The organism is Pseudoalteromonas sp. S1650 (assembly GCF_005887195.1).
In the GTDB taxonomy this organism is placed as follows: domain Bacteria; phylum Pseudomonadota; class Gammaproteobacteria; order Enterobacterales; family Alteromonadaceae; genus Pseudoalteromonas; species Pseudoalteromonas simplex.
In genome coordinates this window covers 58,745-80,209 of the sequence record NZ_PNDF01000016.1, presented here as the reverse complement: position 1 = coordinate 80,209, position 21,465 = coordinate 58,745, and the positions used below count along the sequence as shown (strand labels likewise).

Here is a 21,465-nt window from a genome sequence, read left to right as displayed (position 1 = left end):
ATGACAGATATTAATTTAGATGATTTAACGCATCTGCAAGCTATTAATAAAAAGCTCACATCAGGCTACCACATTAGCGAACAAGACACGCTGATGTGGCAAGAGCTTGACCAACACATTGATGCTTATCGCGCGTTATTTAACGCCCTAGGCCATGACCTACAACATGATAGCCGTGGCTATTACTATTTTGGCAGTGATGAAAGCACCCCAAATATGGGTAAAATTTCGCGTGCCATCGCACTGACTATCTACATCTTAATTGAGCACTATGCCAATACCGGTAAAGATCCAATGCGTGCCTTGTTTGACGAAGTAAACGACCTTGAACTGATGCAAACCTTAGTGCAAATCAACAAGCACCTGTTTGATCAATTAGAAATATTCTCTGGCTCAGATTTACGCAAAGACGTCTACCTACGTATGGTGCGTTTAGGTCTTGCTCGCGAAGTAGAAAACGGCTTTATGCTGCAAGCACCTATTTATCGTTATATCGATGCATTGATGGAAGTAAACGAAGAAACCTACTTAGGAGATGACGAATAATGCAAAGCCAAAGCCTATACGGACTCAGCAAACTTGCGCTTTTAAATACCGCTTGCTATGCAAAATGCGTGATCCCGCTGGATAAAAGTAGTTCTATTTGTGCACCTAATAATACCGGTAAAAGCTCGGTAATTAATGCCCTGCAATTTCCACTGATTAATGATTTACGTCTAACAGAATGGGATGGCCACGATTTAGACGAAACCCGAAAATTCTACTTTTCGTCAGACCAATCCTATATTTTACTCGAAGCTGACCTACCTAATGGCCCTGTGGTGATTGGTGTTGCCGGCCTTGGTAAAATTGCCGGTTACGCGCATCAGTTTTTTTGCTACCAAGGTAAGTTAAACCTTGAACACTACACTCAAGGCAAAACCATTGTAAAATTCACCAAGCTTTTTAATCACTTAAAAGAGCAAGGTTTTAATCCAATTGAATTAAAAGCGCAGGAGCTAAACGCCCTACTCACTGGTGGCGCAACCCCATTTGATGGCGATATCAACTTAAAGATGATCCCCCTCAATAACGTGCAAGATTCAGCAATTTACAAAGAAATTTTCCGCCGTATCCTTAACTTGCATAAGTTAGGTGCCAGTGATGTTAAGCGCTTTATGTTACGCGTATTTGAGCGCCATATGTCGAACTCACGGGTTGATTTTTATGAAGTATGGCGACGTTCATTCGATAAAGTGAATCGCGCTAAACGTGAATTAAAAGCCCTTGAGTCAATGCAAGAGCCAATCGCAGCCCTTGAATCTATGCTTGAAAACCAAACGGTTTTAAAAGGCAAACTTGCTGCCTATGCGCCAAAAATTGACCAAGCACTGATTGACTTTGAAACCTATCAACAAGACCAACTCACTGAGCTAAATATTGCCCTTGAGGATATCGAACACGAAAAGCATGAGTTCGACCAAAAGCAGCAGCTGTATATTCAGCAATCCCGTGATATTGAACGTAAGCAAACACAAATTGAACAATGGTTTTTAGACTATCGAGCGCTTAAATCTGAGTTTGAACTAGTTAATAAAGCCACTTTAAAAGTAAGCCTTACTCAGCTTAAACAAGATTATGAATCGCTATCGCATTCATTAAGCAGTGCTCAAGGGCAAAGCTTGCACACGCTAGATTACCGTATCAGCGAAACACAAAAGCAAATTAAGAGCTTAAAACTGCAGTTAAAGAACCTCGAGTTCAATTTATTCACTCGCATGCGTGAAGATTTGTCTTTAAAAGAAGTTGAAGAAATTTCGCGTATTCTAAACCCAGATATTTTATCGTTTGCCACCACCAGCAATGGTGATGTTGAGATCACAGACGAAGATGCCTTTGGTGAGTTCTTAGAACAATTATCGGCTAACGTAAAAGGTGGTGTACTAACTCTTCCGGGCGCAACGATTAAACTTAAAAAGCTAAGCCCAGTGCAAATGCAAACGGGCGAAAATAAAGAGCAATTAACCGCGCAACTTGCTGCCCTTGAAAACTCACTGAAAGAGTTTAAACAACAGCGCGAAGTCGCTGCTAATGTCGCCGAAAAGCAAAAAGAAAAAGATGCCTTGTATGATGAACTAATGGCTTCAGAAGAAGCGTTAAAACGCTTTGAACAATTTGAAGTGATGCAGCAATCTGTTGATGCACAAACCCTGCTAAAAGAGCAATTAAATGCAGAGCGCGAACAAGTTGACGACTACCTGCAAGATATTCAAAAGAATAGTGGCTCAATCAGCGATCGTCGCTCAATTATCAAGTCGAAAAAAGATTTGCTTGCGCGCCAAGCTGACCGTTTACGCCAAGTTAAATCTGAACGTATCGATCACACGCTTGATTTTTACTCAGGAAAAGTCACTCCGTACATGATTGAAATCAGTATTGATTTTGATAACTTAAGTGACCTCATTCACCACTTCAATAAAGACTGCCAAGAGTTACGTAACTTTGATATCAACGTACGTAACACCTACCTGCATATTTACAATGCAGGTATTACTAAATTTGATAACGAAAACGATGAGTTTACTAAATACGAAAAGCTTATTAGCGCGTTTCATAACATTGATAACGAGCGCGATGCGGTTGAGCGTCAAGGCCGAGTTGCTTTAACTGAAGTAGCCGCCACCATTAAAGGCTTGCGTGAAGACTTAGATCGCTTACGCCGTGAAATGAACAGCTTTAATAAAGGGATTAGTCAGCACCGTATCTCTAACCTTCAAGCATTTAAAATTAATGTTATTCCGCGCAAGATGTTAGTTGATAGCATTGATACTATTATTAGTACCTCAAATCAGTTTGAGCAAGGCGATACCCTAGACCTATTAAGCCAAGAGCCTTATAGCGAATCTGCAGTAAACGAAGCGAAAGATCATTTGATTAAGCTTGCCTCAGAAAAAGCCGGTTTAACACTGACCGACTTATTCGATATTCGTTTTGAAGTCGTGAACCGTGCTGGTGAAACTGAGCACTTCGAAAAAATCGATTCAGCCGGTTCTAACGGTACGCGTATTACCATTAAGTTACTTTGCGGTATGCTGTTTATTCGTTACTTATTAAGCGACCAAGAACAAAACTTGTATCGTATTCCGATTTATATCGATGAAGCAGCCGATATCGACCCACAAAACCAAAAAGCAATTATCGAAACAGCGCTTAGCTTTGGCTTTGTGCCGATTTTTGCCTCAGTTAAACCACAAGTTAGCTGTGATTACATCGTCCCTATTCGCACTGTTAAAGATGGCGCACAAAACTGGGTCGATGAAAAAGACTGGATAGAAGTGGAACACAATGCTTAATTACAAACTATTACAGTACTTTTTTGTAAATGTGCCATAGTTTTTAAATAATCATTCAGTTGAGTATTTTTTGTGTTATGTTATCAATCAAGTAGTGGAAATTTTGCCAAGGAGCAAACAATATGAAGAACTTATTAATCGCGACGGCTGTACTATTTTTAGCAGCCTGTGCTAAAACGCCTGATTGGGATTACGACAAATCAGCCGATTTTAGTAATTATAAAACCTTCTCTTGGGTACCGAATGCCAGCTTGACTAAAAACGTAGCGAACTACCAAATTAGCCCTTTAATGGAAAAACGGGTTCGTGACGCTGTAAATGCTGAACTTGAAAAAAGCGGTATGAAGCTAGTTGATTTAGCTCAAGCAGATGTACTAATTAACTATCACGCATCTGTTGATACTAAAATTGATGTAGATACCTTTAACGTGGGTTACGGCGCACGCTGGAATTACTGGGGTATGGGTTACAACACGCAAACAACTGCTCGCGAATACGAAGTGGGTACGTTAATTTTAGACGTGGTAGACCGTGCTTCTAACCAATTAGTTTGGCGTGGTGCGAAAGAAGGTCGTTTGCAAAAGAACCAATCACCTGAAAAGCGCACTGAAGTTATCAAAGAGACTGTTGCCAACATTCTAAGTAACTTCCCACCAAAACCTCAGCAATAAGCCTTTTACATAATTTTGAAAAGCTCACAAATTGTGGGCTTTTTTGTTTGTGAAGATCAAAGTTTGCTATGATGCTTTAACTTAAATAACTCTAAATGGAATTAGGGGTCTTAGAGAAAAGATCCAAAAAGGAATAAAATGAAATTAACTTGCCCAAACTGTAAAACCATAATTGCGACTAAAGATATAAAAAAGGTTAATACAAACAGCCTCTTCATTGAAAATCAATGCCCTTCTTGTCAAGCATGGTTTTGCTTAAATAAAACACAGACGATTTTAAAAATTTCCGGTATTTTTCTATTGTTAATAACTAGCTTGCTTAATATTTTTAATATTAAAGCTGAATATAGCCTAGCTTTTTCGGTCATTGGATTTATAGGTATTTTTGTTGCTCTCATCATTACTTTCTTTGGTAAATATGATGCAGTTAAAAATAAAAAATCAAACTGAAACACACATCTTTTTTAAATAATAAATAGACACAGCTCTTATTGCACAACCGCGCCTTAGCGCGGTTTTTTGTTACCTGCTGAAATCTGGTTGGAGTGGTATAACTCAGTGATTCAGATACAATACCTGCAATTTCCAGTGCGCTCTTAACGGCCACTGCAACGAGTTAATCAAAATAATAGAGAGTTTTAGATGGTACGCGCAGTACAGCTTACACTTCCCGCATTATTCGTCACTTGCTCAGTGCTAGCAGAAGACACCAACAATATTGAACAAATCACCGTTGAAGTTTCAGCAACCGCAAATAAAGAGCCTGTTGGTACCTTTGATGCGCCGGTATCAAACTTAGAATATGACCCACGTGTCGATTTGCAATCACGTAACATGGCTGAAGCACAAGCTGATGTCACCATTCGTGGTGGTATCTTTGAAAATACTGGCTTTCGTGTTGGTAGCAGTACATTATTCGACCCGCAATCTGGTCACTACTTTGCTGAAATTCCAATTGCGCCACAAATGCTAACAGGCCCTTCAGTGCTTACAGGGGCTGATAATGCCCTTTATGGTATGAATAGTTCGGTTGGCACAGTTTCATTTGGCTGGCGCCCTATCACAAACACTGGCAGCGTTTCACTTGGCACAGGTACGAATGGCTTTAATTTACAAAGCATTCATGCTGCCCATAGCCAAAAGCTGGATAGTAAACCAGATTGGCGATTAGGTTTTGAGGGTGAATACTCGCACTCAAAAAGTGATGGCTCAATTGATAATGGCGACCACGACTTTGAACGTGCTTCAGCGCGTATTCAACTTGCAAGCTCTACCTCACAAACTGATTTAATGTTCGGACGCCAAGAGAAGTTTTTTGGTTGGCCAAACCTTTACACGCCATTTAATTTTAACGAAACCGAAGATCTTGAAACCAAGCTTTTCATGCTTAACCACAAGCAAGTGTATGGTGAGAGCAATACCTTTGAAGTGACTGGCTATTATCGTAAACATAACGACCATTACGTTTTGTCTCGTGAAAACCCAGCTATTTTTGAAGCGTTTCACGAAACCACGGTTAAGTCATTGGGACTCTCTGGACGCCACCGTTTAAATAACCAGTATGCAATTAATTATGCTGGGCAATTTATTGCTGATGAAATTGAATCAACGTCTCTTGAAAACAACTTTACGTCACGCAATTACACTAAGCTAAGTATCTTGCCTGAGTACAAATCAGCCCTTACAGCGAACAAAGAGCTTACTGTACGTATTGGTGCAGCATTTGATAATACTAACCACGATAGCTCAGCTACCTCATTGATTGCCGATGCCAGCCTTAAAGTAGCTAATCATAACGGCGGTGAACATACTTGGTATGCATCATACGCAGAAGCAACACAAGTTCCCGGTTATACCGCCATCGGCGGCAGCGAAACGGGCGGATTATTCAGAAGTAACTACAGCCTTGAGCGCGAAACAACCGATAACCTTGAGCTAGGTTTACTGATTGAACAGTCTTCGTGGCGTTTAGATTCAGCTATTTTCTACCGTAAAGATAAAAACCTGACAGATTGGACATATCGCTTTGATGCAACCTCAGCTCGTTTTGCAAACCCGGTTGATATAGACACCTTAGGCGTTGAGTTTTTAGCGAATAAATCGTTTGAAAGCACTGAGTTGATTGCCAGCTACACCTACTTAGAAAAGTCAGAAGACTATGGCGCGGCAGATATTGATGCGAGCTTTTATGCGCTTAACTACCCTGATCACCGTGTAACACTGGGTGCAGTATGGCAACCAATGGATGTGCTTGAGCTACGTATCGATAACGAATGGCGTAAGCAACATAGTAACCGCTTACGTAACTCTGATGATGAAGCCTTCTTCACGCAGTTAACGCTAAAATTCACCCCAGCTCAGCTTGATAATGTGTTTGTTACCTTTGCAGCTGACAACATTTGGGATGAATCTTTCGAAGAAGTCCCGGGTACCCCTGGTCGCGGCGAGCAATATACTCTCAGCGCTACTTATACGTGGTAAACAAAAACAACAATGCCAGTCAATTGACTGGCATTCCTCTATCGCGCTACCGCCTAGACATCTCACGAACCATAACCAAAATTATATTAAATGCTGTGAATAAAAATTTGGTTATAAAAAACACAACTGATTCCAGTAACCGTTAAAAAGTGTTAAAGGTTTAATCTTTTTTAAGTCATCTGCTCAAGCTCGGTAATTAAATACAGTGCTTGTTCGTTAGTGGTGCCACATACATCGATGGTAGCAGAAAAGTCACTACACACCTTAGGCCTTGATTCATCACCAAATAATTTACATAGGTTATTATCATCAAGCTGAATACAGCGCTCTCCCGCTGCTTTCCCATTGGGCATTCCTGGGATCGGTGAGCTAATACTGGGTGCAATACAACAGGCGCCACAGCCTAATCTGCATGCCATTTTATCTGTCATTGAGTACCTCTTATAGAACCTTTGTAGCGCCTTTGTAATATGTGTAATGGTTTGTTACATCTTCAAACGCCTTGTAAACACTTTATTGCGTATGCTTAGCCTATCAAATTTATTTTTAATTACCGTCAACCGTGAGGGACTATCCCGTGGCTAGTAAAAAACAAATCATTCTCCCTATCGCCGTATTAGTCGGCGGACTTGGAATGGCATTCGCATTTGCCTCAATGAAGCAACCGCCAGTAGAAAAACCAGAACAAGATCTGCGCCCGCTTGTATCAATCAAACCGTTAAGCTTTGACGCCATTACCCTCGATGTAAAATCATACGGTATCGTTAAACCTAAAAACCAAACTGAGCTTGTTGCGCAAGTAAGTGGTCAGGTTGTGTCGTTATCAGATCAATTCGTACAAGGTGGATTTGTTAAGCAAGGCGACATTCTAGCACGTATTGACCCAAATGATTACGAAGCAGCACTCATTGAAGCTGAGGCAGGACTAGCCCAAGCAAGCTCTGCACTTGAGATAGAACGTGCACAGGTGTCAGTTGCGCAAGCTGAGTGGGACCGCATCAAAGGTGACTCAAACCAAGTTATCCCTTCTGAGCTTTATTTACGTAAACCACAACTTGCTGAAAAACTTGCAAGTTATCGTGCTGCGCAAGCGAGTGTAAAACGCGCAAAACGTAATCTTGAGCGCACATATATTAAAGCGCCTTACAATGCGATTATCGACGAACGCCTGATTAGTCTAGGTAGTGTGGTAAACCCAGGTAACAGCTTTGGTAGTCTGAGCTCAACGTCACTGGCTGAAATTCGTTTACCTGTTGCTGATAAAGATCTGCAATACCTAAATAACCAAGGAATTGGTGCAAGCGTATCAATTAATGCTGAATTTGCAGGTAAACAAACAACGTGGCAAGCAACTATCGTACGTAGCGAAGGAGTTGTAGACCAACGTAGCCGCATGAATTACTTAGTAGCACAAGTAGCAACGCCTTATGAGCAAAAGCAGCCATTACGTTTTGGCTCATACATTAACGCCACTATCGAAGGCCGAGCGTTAGACAACGCGATTGTTGTTCCGCACCATTTAGTTAAAGATAAAAAAGTCGCTGTTTTACAAGATGGCGAAACGCTTACTTTTAAAACACTTAACATCGTTCGCGAACAAAATGGCATGGTGATCGCCGATAATGGCCTTGCTAATGGTGAGCAACTGATTACCTCGGCACTCGAATACCCAACTGAAGGCATGGCGGTCAAGTTAGATGACGCAACACTGAGTGTGCCAACAACGCAGTTAGCGTTAAAAGAGGAATAAGCCATGACCACGCACAGAGAAAAAGGGCTTATTGCTTGGTTTGCTCGCAACCCAGTTGCTGCAAACTTACTTATGATTTTCATTTTAGTGGGTGGCTTATTGACGGCAATGTCGGTGCGTAAGCAAATGTTCCCACAATTTGAGAGTAACTGGATCAGTATTCAAGCTGTCTACCCAGGGGCTGCGCCGCAAGAGGTAGAAGAAGGCATCACCATTAAGGTCGAAGAGTCTTTAGAAGGCCTCGAAGGCATTAAACGTTTAATTACCTATTCGAACCGTGGTTTTTCACAAGCTTGGATCGAAATCGAAGAAAAGTACGACCCGCAAGAAGTACTCGATGAAATCAAGATGCAGGTTGATTCAATCAATACCTTCCCTGCTGAGATGGAACGCCCAATTGTTCGCCGCGAAAAGTTTGAGCAAGAAGTGATGATACTCGCGCTGTATGGCGATATGAGTAACTACCAGCTCAAAGAACTTGGTAACGACATAAAAGATGAGCTACAAGCTTTACCACAAATTAACTTAGTCAACTTTTACAGTGGCTTAAACTACGAAATTGGCATCGAAATTAGCCCAGATAAGCTACGTGAGTATGGTTTAACTTTCCGTGATATTGCCACAGCCGTTCGCAGCTTTTCTGCCAATATGTCTGCAGGTCAAATTCGCTCTGAAAATGGCTATATTTCGATGCGTGTTGAGAATCAAGCATATCGTGGTAAAGAGTTCGAAAATCTGCCTTTATTACACTTACCAGATGGCGCTCAAGTTTTCTTAGGTGATGTAGCAACAATTAACGACGGCTTTGAAGAAGGCTTACAATACTCTAAGTACAACGGTAAAAACTCACTGACTTTTGAAGTAAATGCTTCGAAAGATCAAGACATCACTAAAGTTGCTGCGGTATTAAAAAAATACCTAGCAGATAAAGCACCACAGTTACCAGCAGGTGTAAAACTATCACCGATTGTTGATTTAACTTACTACCTTGAAGGTCGTCTAAACATGATGATCGACAACATGATTTGGGGTGGTATTTTAGTGATGGTGGTACTGGCGCTATTTTTACCACTACGCTTAGCGTTTTGGGTAATGATGGGCTTACCTGTGTCATTCCTAGGTGCATTTTTAATGATGCCACTTGGCTTTATTGATATCACTGTTAACTTAGCTTCTTTATTCGCATTTATACTGGTGCTCGGGATAGTCGTTGATGATGCTATTGTCGTCGGTGAGTCTGCCAGTGCTGAAATTGAAAAGCACGGTCATAGCCTAGATAACGTAGTCCGCGGCGTAAAACGCGTTGCTATTCCTGCAACCTTTGGGGTGTTAACTACAATTGCCGCATTTTTACCACAAACACTGGCATCAGGCCCTGGCTCTGCGTTTTCTAAAGCCATTGGTGGTGTAATTATCCTATGTTTAATTTTCTCACTAATTGAGTCAAAACTGATTCTACCGGCTCACTTAGCGGCAATGAAAAATAAACCTGCGAACCCTAAAAATCCATTACATCGCTTACGTTTAGGTATGGATAAAGGCCTCAAGAACTTTGTTGATAATTACTACACACCATTTATTGGCCGCTGTATTCATTACCGTTACACCGTGATTGTTGGCTTTATCTGTGTACTTATTGTTAGTGGCGGTATGTTCGCTGGTGGCTTAGTGAAATTTGTTGCGAACCCTAAAATTCCACATGATTTCCCACGTATCTCGGTTGAAATGAACTTATCTTCTTCTGAGCAAGCAACCCTTGAGACAGCGCAAACAATTGAAAAGCTGATTTTAGATGTCGATAAACAACTTGAAGAGCAATATGGTCAAGCAATGATCCGCGATTTATCGGTTAGTTTACGCGGTCGAACAAGTGCACGCATTATGGCGATTTTGGTTGAACCAGACTTACGCCCTATTGATACCTTCCAATTAAGTGCAATGTGGCGCGAACAAATGCCACCACTGCCAGGTGTGAAAACGCTGAATATTGAAGACAGTATCATGAACGGTGGTCGTGATGACGGTGATGTGAGCTTTCGCTTAGAAGGCAAAGATATCAATAAGCTCAAAGAAGTGGCTGCTAAGTTAAAAGAAAAGCTAAATAGCATGCAAGGCGTAGGCGATGTAAATGACTCACTACAATCTGCAACTGACGAGGTTCAACTTGAACTTAAACCACTTGCTTACAGCTTAGGGTTAACCCTTTCAGATGTGGCATCACAAGTTAGTTTTAGCTATTACGGCCTTGAAGCACAACGTATTTTACGTGACGGTGAAGAGATCAAAGTAATGATCCGCTACCCTCGTGAATCGCGTAACGCAGTAAGTGACATCACAGATGCGCGTATCATCACGCCAACGGGTGTTGAAGTACCGCTTGCTGAAGTTGCTAAAGTTAACATTGTAGATGGTGTAAACCGTATTCGCCGTGAGAACGCTAAACGTACTGTAAACGTTTGGGCTGCGGTTAATACTGACCAAGCTGAACCATTTGCCATTGCAAAAGAAATTCGTGACGAATACTTACCTAGCCTACTGAAAAGCTACCCTGGTGTAGAAAGTAATGTGGCAGGTCGTATTCAAGAAGAAATGGACAGTGTGGCAGAACAAGTACGTGACTTTGCTTTATCAATGATGATTATCTTTGCGTTACTTGCTATTCCACTACGCTCGTACTCACAGCCATTTATCATCATGTCGGTTATTCCATTCGGTGTCATTGGTGCAATGTTTGGCCACATGATCTTAGGTATGACAATGAGTAGCCTATCAGTATTCGGTATCATCGCTGTTGCAGGTGTTGTCGTAAACGACTCGCTAGTGATGGTCGACTTTGTCAATAAAGCCCGCGCCGAAGGTGTTGCAATCAAAGAAGCGGTAATGCAAGCCGGTGCGCGTCGTTTTAGAGCAATATTACTGACCTCAATTACAACCTTTATTGGTGTATTACCAATCATTATGGAAACAAGCTTACAAGCAAAAATCGTTATCCCAATGGCTGTATCTCTAGCATTCGGGGTGTTATTTGCAACGGTCATTACGCTTATTTTAATCCCTTGTCAGTACGTCGCGTTAGAAGACTTCAAACGCTTAATTGGCAAGCTAAGAGGTAAAAAAGCAGAGCCAGAAGCAAAATTACAAACAACCAGTCATTAATCCCCTCTCAAAATCCCAACCGAGCGCTTGGCAAGCTTACTTGCCAAGCGTTTTTTATTTAAAAATATGTTCCTATAAATCCTGTTGTTTTGCTAAGCTTAAATGAGCAAAAAAGAAACAATTCAAAAAATAACTAAATACGTTATAAGGACATAGCTATGAAAATTCTGCGCTACACAGCTTTGCTCAGTTGTTTATCAATTTGTATGCCAGTGCTTGCTGAGAACCAATACTTGCAACAACAGCTTGAACCTATTCTGATTGGTGAATCTCACAATATAGAAGGACAACAAATCCACTCCCCAGAAATGACTGTTGCCACCTATAAAGCAAATAGTTTTGAACGAGTATGGGATGACAGCAAATATGCTAAACAAGCGCTCAATTTAATTGCGCAAGCAGAACTTGAAGGGCTATCTCCTAACGACTATCACTTTGATACATTAATGGCGCTGGCCAACGAAATAGAGAAACGCGGAGCAGATGCCGTCGAAGCCCAGTTTGATGTACTGATGACAGATGCCGTGATGACCTATGCAAAACACCTAATACGCGGAAAGGTAAACCCAAAACAATTGGCTGCCACATGGAACTATGAACAGTTTGATGTTAGCCCAGATGCCGCAGCGGCCTCATTACTCAAACATGTAAAATCAAAAAGCCTTGATAAAGGACTTGAAAACCTAAAACCTGTTTTGCCTCATTATAAGCGTTTAAAAGACGCCCTTGTGTTTTATCGAGAGCTTGATGCCACTGGCGAGTTACCTGACTTCGCACTGCAAAATAAGGTATTAAAACCCGGACAATCAGACCCAGCAGTACCGCTTTTAAGACAAAAGTTAAAACGACTAAAGTATTTTGACGGCAGTAACAGTAATGCCACTGATTATAACGATGAGCTAGTCACAGCAGTTAAACGCTTTCAAAATGCCCATCAAGTTGCTGATGATGGTGTGATTGGCAATGCGACGTTAAAACTACTCAACAAAGATTACAGTGAGTACGTTAATGATATTTTAGTAAACCTAGAGCGCATTCGTTGGGTTGATAACACGCTCACAGAGCGCTTCTTAGTGGTAAATATCGCAGGCTACTTGCTGTATTTGTTTGAAGACAACAAATTGAAATGGCAAACCAACGTAGTTGTAGGCAGAAACTACACCAAAACCCCAATATTTAAAGGGCAAATGAGTTATATCGTGATGAATCCAACGTGGACAGTACCGCGGAGTATTTCAGGTGGCATCATCAAAAAAATGAAAGAAAACCCAAACTACTTAAACGAGAAAGACTTTGTTGTGGTTGATAGTCGCCGTAACCCAGTTGATAGCGAGAGTATAGATTGGCCGAATGCCAGCCGCAAAAACTTCCCATATTGGTTTGTACAACAGCCTTCAGAGAATAATTCATTAGGGCAAATCAAGTTTATGTTCCCAAATAAATACTCAATCTATTTGCACGATACCCCTGCAAAAAGTTTATTCCAGCAAGACCAACGTGCATTTAGCCACGGCTGTGTAAGAGTTGATGACCCATTCACCTTAGCTGAGAAAATATTAGAAACCTCGGATAATTGGAGCCGTAGTGAAATTGATGACGCCATTACTGCAAAAGAAACTAAAAAAGTCAGCTTATCAAAACCGCTGGATGTACTTTTAATGTATTGGACCGTTGCGGGTAACGACGAGGGCCTACAATTTTATACCGACGTTTATAATCGTGATGGCGCGTTATTAAAAGCACTCACCACACCATTAGCAAACAATACAATTTAGAGGTCACTATGTATTTCAGCCGTATTATTTTTAGTGTGTGCTTAGCGTTAACTACATGCTCTGTTGCTGCCATTGAATTAATTGATTCGCTGCACAGCCTTGTACTTGATGCAAAACAAGTGCTAACACTTGATAACACGGCTGATTTTACTCCAACTGCAGTTTCAGATGTTGAGACAGAGCGATTAGGGCCAAATAGCCTTGCCGTTTATGCCCCAGAAAATGCAGGGTTTTATAGCCTAGTACTGAGTAACAACAAAACGAGCAAACGCTTACTCGTTATAGTGAAAAAACCATTCAATGCTAACAATAAGCAATTGAATAATTACCAAATCGGCCTCTACCCTGCGCCTTATAAAGGCTATACACAATACAGTGCGCCAAACGGGTTTATAGAAGTTTTTGAGAAAGACTTATCACGCCAGCTGACTCCTCATGTGCAAGTTAAAAATGTAATTTGTAAGCAAGTGAGTGGCTTTCCAAAATACCTTTATGTCAACAACGATGGCTTGATGATGCTCGAAGATCTGCTCTCGTTTATACAAAATGAAGGGATTAAAGTCAGCAAATTTGCCTTTATCAGCGGCTATAGAACACCCCACTACAATCGCTCAATTGGTAATGGCAAACACAGCCGACACCAATACGGCGATGCCTTTGACCTATATATAGATGAAGATGGTGATGGCCGAATGGATGATTTAAATGGCGATGGCAAACTAACGATTGCTGATGTTGACGTGCTTTATAAAGTGTTTGAAAAGTTCCAAAAACACAGTCGCTATAATGGCGGTATTGGCCGCTATAAACCTGCCTCCCATCACGGTGGTTTTGTTCACATAGATAACCGAGGATTTACCGCTAGGTGGTAATACAATCCTCTTACAACCCTTGTTCAAATATTATCCGATTGCATTATTGCCGCTTGATTGGTAAGTTGTTGTGATTAATGGAAATACTACAATAACAACAAAGGGAATTATGCGCTTTATCCTCTGCATTTTTTATATTTCAGTCCTCAGTGGTTGTCAGAGTTTTATTGCTTATCAAATCACTCAACCTGTAGAAGAGATATCTTACGGTGGCCCTGACGACCCAATGTTGAATACCGTTTACGAAGGTATACCTCACAAAACATGTAACACTATGCATAACTGTATAGCAGTTAGAATATTTTCCCATAATGATTTAATCGAATATTTTGAGCAAGGTGAACAATTTGGCATAACTTTTCAACTTAAATCTAAAGAGGAAATGGAAACATTTGAAACAACTTTGACCTCTATAAATGGTGCCAAACAGAAAAACGATTCAGCAATTATACTATTCCCAGGATATGGTGTGAGTAGTTTGATTTATAGCTTTCAAGCCCGCTGGCTTAGCCATTTTACCGGCAAAGATGTCATCCTAATGCCTGCGAGCAATCAGTATAGTAAATTCAAATTTGGCCTAAACAGTCTTGATGTATTAAAGCATTATTTAAATACCAATCAATACCAACAAATTGATATTTTAAGTTATTCAATGGGCAGTATTGCTGCTATGCAACTTGCAAAGCAAATGCCTAATGTAAAGCAACAGATAATGGTTGCACCAATGGTGCATTTTGATACCGCATTAATGTCCGTAGCTAAAAGTTATCACCCAACCTTAAGTTACTTTATAAAAGATAATGATTTTAAAAACGCAGCAAAAAATGTAATTCAAAACAGTGCTATTGATGAAACACAGCTTGATTTAATCGCCCTACTGAACGGCAAACAATCAGCTAATAGAACCACACTCTATGTCAGTAACGCTGACCCAATAAGCCCCGCTAGTTATTGGCAAGCACTTCAAAATAAGAGTGTATCCATAGTGCATTACAGTAATTTAGACCACACCAGAATGGTAAGCCTTATCAATCAAGCCATGCGCAATGAAGTTTTACATCGATTAATGTAACCAACAAATAACAAGGAAAGCAATGAACATATTCTTTAAGAAATTAAGACTACTTGTAGTTTTTTATTTAGTCGCAATTTCAAGCCTCGCACACAGCCAAAACATGCAAGCAGAAATGGCTGACTTTATTAATGGCTTTCATAACTTTAAGCAGTTTAATGGCAATGTGTTAGTTGCAAAGGATGGAAAAGTACTGTTTGAACAAAGCGTTGGCTATGCCAACTTTGAATGGGATATAAAACATAGTAATAAAAGTAAATTTAGAATTGGTTCAATTACCAAACAGTTTACCGCCATGTTAATTCTGCAATTGGCACAAGATGGTAAACTCAAACTCGATGATCACCTTGCAACATACCTCCCTAATTACAGACAAGATATAGCCACTAAAATTACCATTCGGCAAATACTTAATCACACCTCTGGTCTTGGTAATTATACTCAAGCAAAATCGTTTCGTGATGAGTACAGCCGAAACCCTTACAGTGTTGATGAATTTATTCGCTTATTATGTAGTGATGATCTAGTGTTCGAGCCTGGCACTGAGTTTCGTTATAGCAATTCTGGCTATTTTATTTTGGGTGCGGTAATCGAAAAGGTAACAGGTCAAAAATATCAAGACGTATTGCAGAAGAATATTTTAGATCCACTCGATATGAAGAATACAGGCTATGATTCTCACAATAAAATCATTAAATTTCGCGTATCGGGTTACGACAATGGCCTAGCAGGTTATAGCAATACTGATTATTTAGATATGTCTATCCCGTATGCTGCTGGGTCAATGTATTCAACAGCACGAGATTTACTAAAATGGGATCAAGCTCTCTACACAGATAAGTTATTGAACAACGAATATAAAAAACAGATGTATCAAGTTTCTGAGCAAAGAAATTATGCGCTTGGTTGGGAAGTTACAAACCTTGATAAAAGCACCTACGGAAAACCCCTAACACGTATCCAACATGGCGGTGGTATTAATGGTTTTAATGCATTTATAAGTAGAATAATCGAAGACAAATTACTGGTTATTATTTTAAATAACACCGGTGGTGCGCCACTCACACCCATGGCTAATGGCTTACTTGCAATCTACTATGGCAAACCCTACGAAAAAGCGACAGAGCATGCAGATAGTAAACTTTATAACGCATTTAAACGTGAAGGTATTGCAGGACTAAAGAATAGCTATCAGCAAATGGTGAGTGAGGGTAATACGCCTAGAGAAAGGTCGCTAAACTACTTTGGCTATGAATTAATGCAGATGGATCAGCTAGACGCCGCAATCACGGTGTTTGAACTCAACAATCAATCTTATCCAGATTCAGCAAATACGTTTGACAGTTTAGGTGAAGCATATTTAGCAGCTGGTGATAAACAAAAAGCATTAGCAAGTTACAAAAGTGCGCTAAAACTTAATCCTGACAGTGAAAGTGCTAAACACGCTATTGAGAAATTACAATAAATAAAGGCCACAAGAGTGGCCTTATTTTTTTACTTACGGCTTAAGGCTTTTAGCAAGCCTGTTTTTGCGTTGCTTGGATATAGGCAACTAAATCTTCAATCGATACAACAGGCATGTTGTGCTCATTGGCAAACTTGCTTACTTCAGGCAAGCGAGCCATTGAACCATCTGGATTCGTTAATTCACAAATAACACCAAACGGTGTTAAACCCGCTAACTGCATTAAATCAACGGATGCCTCGGTATGGCCACGGCGGACTAATACACCACCCGTTTGTGCTCGCAGCCCAAACACATGTCCTGGACGAGACAAATCTTCAGGCTTTGCATTGTCAGCTGTTGCCGCTTTAATGGTGGTTACACGATCAGCTGCTGAAACGCCGGTTGTCACGCCCGTTTTAGCTTCAATGGTCACTGTATACGCTGTTTTGTTCTGGCTGGTGTTATGCTCAACCATTTGTGGTAAATCAAGCTGTTTAACACGCTCATCGCCCATGCAAAGACACACAATACCGCTGCCTTCACGGATCATCATGGCCATTTGCTCTGTGGTCAGGTGCTGTGCTGAATACACAAAATCACCTTCATTTTCACGGTTTTCGTCATCTACTACAAGTACGCCTTCACCTTGCTGCAAGGCAGCAATAGCACGTTCAACGCGTTCAAGTGGTTCGCCAAATTGGCTAAGTAAAGAAGACTGAATCATCATTTTTAATACCTATTAAATTAAATATGAAAAGATTCAGGACATTGAAAGGCACAGCAAAAAAGACCACCCGCAGGCAGCCAATTACTGTTTTATAGATAAACTATATTCTCTTTCATCCGGACTATCACCGTCGGCTCTGGCCTCTCACCAGATCTGCTGACCTTTAACCGAAGTTAAAGCGCTCGCGGGCTCACATAATTTCAAAGTATACCGCCGGTGGGGAATTTCACCCCGCCCTGAGAATGTTGCTTAATCAATAAGATGAATAAGCCAAGCTATTCTATACCTAAAGTAATTAGTTATCGAGTACCCGCTTATCTAATATGCCTTTTTCAATCAGTTGATTGAGGATCGCCTTGGTTTTTTCTCGGCATATATCACGCACTAGACGAACCGCGGGTGTAATGGACTGTCGACTTGGGCATATTAGCCAAAGCTCAGCACATAAGTGAGGATAATTTTGCATCACGGGCACTACCCGCCCACTTAGTAAATCATCACTGATATCAATACATGATTTAACCGCTAGGCCTTTACCAGCCACGCACCAACGCCTTACCAAATCACCATCATTAGATGCTCGGCGGCCTTGCATTTTCACCTTAAAACGCTCGGTTCCATCGGTAAATTCCCAGACATTATTGATGATATCTTGTAGTTGATAAAACAGGCCTTGATGCTGATTTAATTCATCGGGATGTGTCGGCGCGCCATGTTCGGCAATGTACTCCGAGGTTGCACATAACAGCCGCGGAACATTACAAATTTTAAAGCCATACAAATTTGAGTCGGATGGCGAGCCATACCTAAGGGCAAAATCAACGGAGTCTCGGTAAAAGTCGACATTACTATCGCTAATATGCGGGCGCATACTCAGCTTTGGATACTCATCAAGTAGCTCATCTAACCATGGGATAATGATGTTGCGGCCTAAATCTGAAGATAATGCGACTCTTAGTTCTCCTTCAATTTCATCATGCTCACCTTTTAACGCGAGTGTGGCTTGGTCTAGCATGAGCACTGCTTGCTGACACTGAGGTAAAAAGCGCTCCCCTGCCGCAGATAAACGCAAATGACGAGTAGTTCTAACAAATAACTCAGCCCCCAGCGCTGCTTCAACACGTTTAATTGCCGCACTGGCGGTAGCAGCTCGCATGTCTAATTTGGCTGCCGCGGTTGTAATACTGCGAAATTCAGCCACCTTGAGGATTAATTTAAGATCTTCAACCAGCATATTAACTAAAAATTTTTGATAATGTTTATTCGATTATGCGCTTTATCGCAAAGTATGCAAGGCGTAAACTGCACCTAATTGTTATACATGCGGGAGCAAATCATGACACACCCAATCATTTCTGACTTACAACGCCGTTACACAAGTAAGCGTTACGACGCTTCAAAGCACATTAGCCAAGCAGACTTAGCTGTAATTTTAGAAGCATTACGCCTGTCGCCATCGTCTATTAATTCTCAACCATGGAAGTTTGTGGTAATTGAATCAGAGCAAGCGAAGCAACGTTTACATGATAGTTTTGCAAATAAGTTTCAGTTTAACCAAGTTCATGCAAAAGCGGCATCACACACCATTTTATTTGCTTATAACCCAAGCTATAAACGTGCTGATTATGAAAAAGTAATTGATGCCGATATTGCTAATGGCCGTACAAAAGCTGAAAACAAAGAGCAGGCTTTTGGTGCCTTCGCCTTCGTTGATTTAAATACTGACGAGCAAGGTGTTAACGCCGCTTGGACTAAAGCTCAGACCTACATTGCCTTAGGCAATACTATGCACACAGTGGCTCGTTTAGGCTTAGATTCAACACCAATGGAAGGTGTCGATAAAGACTTACTCGGAGAGCTTTTTGCTGATGAATTAGGCGGTTATGTATGTGAAGTGGCACTCGCTATTGGTTATCACGAGCCTGAGCAAGATTATAATGCTGCATTACCAAAATCGCGTTTAGATAAAGATGCGGTGATTGAGATTGTTTAACAAACCTTAATAGTTACGCCTATTAATGTAGGCGTAACTTAGAATGGCTATTATAAATGAGCTTATAAGCTTTTAATCAGATAGAAACTGCCTATACACTTTTTCATCCAAGCCTAAATTAGGACAAACCAAGGTTTTATCCTTCACCTTTGACAACGATAGCTTTTCATTGTTAACAATAACTGCTTGATATTCTAGTGAACAATTATCTTCTTTTGTTACGGACCATCTCGACAGTTTATCTAACGGTGATGGTGCCCCAGAAATAATATAAACCACTGTTTCACAATATTTCTTAAAATTCAATAAATTATCATGAACTTTCACTAAACTGCATGGAGTAATTAACCCCAGTTTCTTTTCTGTATTATTTAACTTCACTGAACAACTTTCAGAATTTACATAAAGAGCACTTTTCGCAGCTGAACAGGACAAAAGTAATATCATGCCAAGCAATAATAATTTTACTTTCACACTAATATCTCCCAAAACCAAACTTGGTCACCTAGTTCTAGCCAATCAGAGCTTCCTTTAATTACATATTGTCTTCACAACCACATTACTCGCCATACCTTCACACAAATCTGCAGTTATTGTGGCAACAGCACCATTAATTAATGCTAAATTAGGGGCTACGTGGCCAATGTCGGCATCAACAATAACTGGGAACAAATTGCCTTTAAATGCGAGCTCTATTGCTTGGTATTCATCAAAGTAGCAGTCGTTATTAATTGCAGGGCTGCGGCCGAATACCACCGCATTTACATCAGTAAAAACATCATTCAACTTTAACGATAACAAACAACGTGCAAGGGCCATTGGACTGAGCTCTGCATTTTCTAGGTATAAAATTAACCCCTCTGGTGCATACTGTTTTTTAAACTCATGCAATGCATAGTAATTAGAGGGTAACAACAGACCTAAGGTATCTAAACAGCCGCCAATTAAGCGACCAGACACTTCAATTTGGCGTTTATCTTTATAGTTAATACAGCGCCATTGGCTAGGAGCAGTATAGTCAAATTGAGCCTCAGGCTTAGCTTTATAATCAATTTGCTTTTGCTGATAAAAAGGCGAAGCAACTTGATGCAATTGCTGTTTTTCTTCAAGTGACATGGCACTGAATATATTTGCTAAATAAACATCGGGATCGTCAGGGTGAATTTGCATTAAATTCGCAGCGTGCAAGGTTGCCCAGCCACAACGAGTGGTTAATGCACATGCAAACGTGCTGATATCTGAAAAGCCAACCAACCATTTAGGTTTTGCTTTACTTATCGCATTAAAATCGAGAAGCGGTAAAATTTCCATGGTGAGATCGCCCCCCCATGGCGGCATGATGGCTGCGATTGAATCATCAGTTAAATACTGCATGAGCTCATCAGCACGTTGCTTTGCACTATTGTGTGACTGACGTAAGCAGGCACCTTCAATAACAATAAAACCTTTGGCTGTTAAGCCATTAAGTACTATGTCTAAGCGCTCATGAAAGGCTTTATCAACACCTGATGAAAAAGCACATATGGCTATTTTATCACCTTGAACAAGTGGTTTAGGATACTGAATTTTCGCCATTATTACTCCTTCATTGCAACAGTTTGTAGCCAACGTACCGAATAAATCCACGCCTGTAAACAGGCATAAAAAAACCGCAGTGTGAACTGCGGTTTTTCTCAATGCTTGGTTAAGCTACTAAATATACTCAACTTCAATGATTTCGTACTCTACTTCACCGTTTGGCGTTTTAATGATAACGGCATCATCTACCTCTTTACCAATTAAACCACGCGCGATTGGTGAGTTAACAGAGATCAGGTTGTTTTTGATATCTGCTTCGTCATCGCCTACGATTTGGTATTTTACTTCAGCATCGGTTTCAACATTAACGATAGTGACCGTTGTGCCAAAAATAACTTTACCTGTGTTAGGCATTTTAGTTACATCAATGATTTGCACATTTGAAAGCTTCGCTTCAATTTCTTGAATACGGCCTTCGCAGAAACCTTGTTGCTCACGAGCAGCGTGGTATTCAGCGTTTTCTTTCAAATCACCGTGCTCACGTGCTTCAGCGATATCAGCAACGATTTTTGGACGGGTAACTGTTTTTAATTCGTTAAGTTCTTCGCGCAGTAATGCTGCACCACGAACTGTCATCGGAATTGATTGCATATTATTCTCACTTAATCCCA

At 40.7% G+C, this 21,465-nt stretch carries 18 protein-coding genes and 1 riboswitch; of the genes, 12 read left to right on the top strand and 6 right to left on the bottom strand.

Annotated elements, in window-relative coordinates:
• The 5 genes from CWB80_RS04555 to CWB80_RS04535 all read left to right on the top strand — a co-directional run bounded on the left by CWB80_RS04555 (position 1) and on the right by CWB80_RS04535 (position 6,484).
• Complete coding sequence (locus tag CWB80_RS04555; protein ID WP_062564547.1) at positions 1–546, top strand: condensin complex protein MksE; 546 nt, start codon at positions 1–3, stop codon at positions 544–546.
• The gene (locus tag CWB80_RS04550; RefSeq protein WP_138600505.1) at positions 546–3,332 is read left to right on the top strand and encodes an Mks condensin complex protein MksF; all 2,787 of its coding nucleotides are present in this window, start codon (positions 546–548) and stop codon (positions 3,330–3,332) included. Before CWB80_RS04555 ends, CWB80_RS04550 begins: the two co-directional genes overlap by 1 nt.
• Before the next feature lie 122 nt (positions 3,333–3,454).
• On the top strand, positions 3,455–4,003 hold the full coding sequence (locus CWB80_RS04545) for a DUF4136 domain-containing protein (RefSeq protein WP_138600503.1): 549 nt from the start codon (positions 3,455–3,457) through the stop codon (positions 4,001–4,003).
• Positions 4,004–4,141: 138 nt separating this feature from the next.
• Positions 4,142–4,453 carry a hypothetical protein gene (locus CWB80_RS04540; protein ID WP_138600501.1) on the top strand — a complete coding sequence of 104 codons (312 nt, stop codon included), beginning with the start codon at positions 4,142–4,144 and terminating at the stop codon, positions 4,451–4,453.
• A gap of 192 nt (positions 4,454–4,645) precedes the next feature.
• Positions 4,646–6,484, top strand: coding sequence for a TonB-dependent receptor (locus CWB80_RS04535; protein ID WP_138600499.1), 1,839 nt, complete (start codon positions 4,646–4,648; stop codon positions 6,482–6,484).
• A gap of 170 nt (positions 6,485–6,654) precedes the next feature.
• On the opposite strand, the gene CWB80_RS04530 is transcribed toward CWB80_RS04535, so the two are convergent.
• On the bottom strand, positions 6,655–6,903 hold the full coding sequence (locus CWB80_RS04530) for a YkgJ family cysteine cluster protein (protein ID WP_054562006.1): 249 nt from the start codon (positions 6,901–6,903) through the stop codon (positions 6,655–6,657).
• Positions 6,904–7,061: 158 nt separating this feature from the next.
• Between CWB80_RS04530 and CWB80_RS04525 the strand changes: the two genes are divergently transcribed.
• From CWB80_RS04525 to CWB80_RS04500, 6 genes are all read left to right on the top strand, one after another.
• Entirely contained in the window at positions 7,062–8,234 is a 1,173-nt protein-coding gene (locus CWB80_RS04525; protein WP_138600497.1) for an efflux RND transporter periplasmic adaptor subunit, read from the top strand.
• Positions 8,235–8,237: 3 nt separating this feature from the next.
• The gene (locus tag CWB80_RS04520; protein WP_138600495.1) at positions 8,238–11,390 is read left to right on the top strand and encodes an efflux RND transporter permease subunit; all 3,153 of its coding nucleotides are present in this window, start codon (positions 8,238–8,240) and stop codon (positions 11,388–11,390) included.
• Between the two features lie 158 nt (positions 11,391–11,548).
• Positions 11,549–13,165, top strand: a complete 1,617-nt coding sequence (locus CWB80_RS04515) for a L,D-transpeptidase family protein (protein ID WP_138600493.1) — start codon at positions 11,549–11,551, stop codon at positions 13,163–13,165.
• An 8-nt stretch (positions 13,166–13,173) separates the two neighbouring features.
• Positions 13,174–14,037 carry a D-Ala-D-Ala carboxypeptidase family metallohydrolase gene (locus CWB80_RS04510; RefSeq protein WP_138600491.1) on the top strand — a complete coding sequence of 288 codons (864 nt, stop codon included), beginning with the start codon at positions 13,174–13,176 and terminating at the stop codon, positions 14,035–14,037.
• A gap of 70 nt (positions 14,038–14,107) precedes the next feature.
• Positions 14,108–15,109, top strand: a complete 1,002-nt coding sequence (locus CWB80_RS04505; protein ID WP_138600489.1) for an alpha/beta hydrolase family protein — start codon at positions 14,108–14,110, stop codon at positions 15,107–15,109.
• Between the two features lie 22 nt (positions 15,110–15,131).
• Complete coding sequence (locus tag CWB80_RS04500; protein WP_138600487.1) at positions 15,132–16,574, top strand: serine hydrolase domain-containing protein; 1,443 nt, start codon at positions 15,132–15,134, stop codon at positions 16,572–16,574.
• Between the two features lie 49 nt (positions 16,575–16,623).
• Here CWB80_RS04500 and ribB read toward each other — a convergent pair whose 3' ends face one another.
• Together ribB and CWB80_RS04490 are read right to left on the bottom strand one after the other, a co-directional pair.
• Positions 16,624–17,277, bottom strand: coding sequence for a 3,4-dihydroxy-2-butanone-4-phosphate synthase (gene ribB, locus CWB80_RS04495; protein WP_138600706.1), 654 nt, complete (start codon positions 17,275–17,277; stop codon positions 16,624–16,626).
• A gap of 106 nt (positions 17,278–17,383) precedes the next feature.
• Positions 17,384–17,531: riboswitch (FMN riboswitch) on the bottom strand.
• Between the two features lie 47 nt (positions 17,532–17,578).
• Complete coding sequence (locus tag CWB80_RS04490) at positions 17,579–18,517, bottom strand: LysR family transcriptional regulator (protein WP_138600484.1); 939 nt, start codon at positions 18,515–18,517, stop codon at positions 17,579–17,581.
• 102 nt (positions 18,518–18,619) lie between these two features.
• Between CWB80_RS04490 and CWB80_RS04485 the strand changes: the two genes are divergently transcribed.
• Positions 18,620–19,276 (top strand): nitroreductase family protein, encoded by a 657-nt coding sequence (locus CWB80_RS04485; RefSeq protein WP_138600482.1) that lies wholly within the window; start codon positions 18,620–18,622, stop codon positions 19,274–19,276.
• Between the two features lie 72 nt (positions 19,277–19,348).
• Here the strand turns inward: CWB80_RS04485 and CWB80_RS04480 are convergent, their stop codons facing one another.
• The 3 genes from CWB80_RS04480 to greA all read right to left on the bottom strand — a co-directional run bounded on the left by CWB80_RS04480 (position 19,349) and on the right by greA (position 21,445).
• Positions 19,349–19,750 (bottom strand): hypothetical protein, encoded by a 402-nt coding sequence (locus CWB80_RS04480; RefSeq protein ID WP_138600480.1) that lies wholly within the window; start codon positions 19,748–19,750, stop codon positions 19,349–19,351.
• A gap of 57 nt (positions 19,751–19,807) precedes the next feature.
• Positions 19,808–20,851 carry a S66 family peptidase gene (locus tag CWB80_RS04475; RefSeq protein ID WP_138600478.1) on the bottom strand — a complete coding sequence of 348 codons (1,044 nt, stop codon included), beginning with the start codon at positions 20,849–20,851 and terminating at the stop codon, positions 19,808–19,810.
• Between the two features lie 117 nt (positions 20,852–20,968).
• The gene (gene greA / locus CWB80_RS04470; protein WP_054551507.1) at positions 20,969–21,445 is read right to left on the bottom strand and encodes a transcription elongation factor GreA; all 477 of its coding nucleotides are present in this window, start codon (positions 21,443–21,445) and stop codon (positions 20,969–20,971) included.
• Positions 21,446–21,465: the final 20 nt, after the last annotated feature.

What these genes read in the sequence shown, in the direction of transcription:
- CWB80_RS04520 (WP_138600495.1), top strand. Translation starts at nt 8,238, where the DNA reads ATGACCACGCACAGAGAAAAAGGGCTTATTGCTTGGTTTGCTCGCAAC.
- CWB80_RS04490 (WP_138600484.1), bottom strand. Translation starts at nt 18,517, where the DNA reads ATGCTGGTTGAAGATCTTAAATTAATCCTCAAGGTGGCTGAATTTCGC.
- CWB80_RS04475 (WP_138600478.1), bottom strand. Translation starts at nt 20,851, where the DNA reads ATGGCGAAAATTCAGTATCCTAAACCACTTGTTCAAGGTGATAAAATA.
- CWB80_RS04515 (WP_138600493.1), top strand. Translation starts at nt 11,549, where the DNA reads ATGAAAATTCTGCGCTACACAGCTTTGCTCAGTTGTTTATCAATTTGT.
- CWB80_RS04535 (WP_138600499.1), top strand. Translation starts at nt 4,646, where the DNA reads ATGGTACGCGCAGTACAGCTTACACTTCCCGCATTATTCGTCACTTGC.
- CWB80_RS04555 (WP_062564547.1), top strand. Translation starts at nt 1, where the DNA reads ATGACAGATATTAATTTAGATGATTTAACGCATCTGCAAGCTATTAAT.
- CWB80_RS04545 (WP_138600503.1), top strand. Translation starts at nt 3,455, where the DNA reads ATGAAGAACTTATTAATCGCGACGGCTGTACTATTTTTAGCAGCCTGT.
- CWB80_RS04500 (WP_138600487.1), top strand. Translation starts at nt 15,132, where the DNA reads ATGAACATATTCTTTAAGAAATTAAGACTACTTGTAGTTTTTTATTTA.
- CWB80_RS04510 (WP_138600491.1), top strand. Translation starts at nt 13,174, where the DNA reads ATGTATTTCAGCCGTATTATTTTTAGTGTGTGCTTAGCGTTAACTACA.
- CWB80_RS04485 (WP_138600482.1), top strand. Translation starts at nt 18,620, where the DNA reads ATGACACACCCAATCATTTCTGACTTACAACGCCGTTACACAAGTAAG.
- greA (WP_054551507.1), bottom strand. Translation starts at nt 21,445, where the DNA reads ATGCAATCAATTCCGATGACAGTTCGTGGTGCAGCATTACTGCGCGAA.
- CWB80_RS04550 (WP_138600505.1), top strand. Translation starts at nt 546, where the DNA reads ATGCAAAGCCAAAGCCTATACGGACTCAGCAAACTTGCGCTTTTAAAT.
- CWB80_RS04540 (WP_138600501.1), top strand. Translation starts at nt 4,142, where the DNA reads ATGAAATTAACTTGCCCAAACTGTAAAACCATAATTGCGACTAAAGAT.
- CWB80_RS04530 (WP_054562006.1), bottom strand. Translation starts at nt 6,903, where the DNA reads ATGGCATGCAGATTAGGCTGTGGCGCCTGTTGTATTGCACCCAGTATT.